Raw genomic sequence first — 714 nt, forward strand, 5'->3', positions numbered from 1 at the left:
GTCGGAGTCCATGCTCGCGGCGGGGTCCTGCCGGTTGTGCGGGTCTGTGCGGTTGTCCACAGGCCCGCTGAAGGCCGTCACCTCGTCGCCCAGACCCCTTCCTCTCGGGTGAGGTCCCTGGTCAGGCCGTTGCTGTCGTCCACGATCCGCAGGGGGCCGAGACGATGCCGAACACGGCCAGGCGGGCGAGGTTAACGGCGGCGGCCAGGAGCGAGAAGTCGGCGTCGATCTTGGATGTGCCCCGGACCCGGGCGCGGCGTCCGCCGTGCCGCCGCCGCATCATGTGCGCGATCTTGCGTTCGACCTTCGGCCGGGTCGCCCGGTAGCGGGCCAGCCAGTCCGGATCGGCGCTGTTGGCCCGACCGCGGGCCAGGTGCTCCTCATAAGGGCTGAGGTTGATGTCCCGGCCGTTCTTGGCGGTGGTGCACCGCTCCCGCAGAGGGCAGGCCGCGCAGACGGCGCCGAACGCCGCGACTCCGCTGCCGTCACGATGCCAGCGGATCCGCGCCGTCTGCTGATTCGGGCACCTGACGTGCTCCGCCTCCAGATCGACGGTGAAACAGTCCTTGGAAAACCGGCCGCCCAGCCCGCCCCGCGGCTGCACCTTGACCATCGCCTCAGCCCTGGCCTCGGACAAACACGCGAGCATCGGCCCAGTGCCATAAGCGGCATCACCATAGACCTCCGCCTGCTCCGCCTGCTCGGCCTGCTCGG

1 protein-coding gene is annotated in these 714 nt (G+C 70.4%); it reads right to left on the minus strand.

All coding sequences use genetic code 11. The annotated features are described in order from the left end of the window. Positions 1-121: 121 nt before the first annotated feature. Positions 122-714, minus strand: a 593-nt coding sequence (locus ETD86_RS54630) for a transposase (protein WP_211370949.1), incomplete at its 5' end; no start/stop codon positions are given.

Origin of the sequence: Nonomuraea turkmeniaca (genome assembly GCF_005889735.1) — a bacterium.
In the GTDB taxonomy this organism is placed as follows: domain Bacteria; phylum Actinomycetota; class Actinomycetes; order Streptosporangiales; family Streptosporangiaceae; genus Nonomuraea; species Nonomuraea turkmeniaca.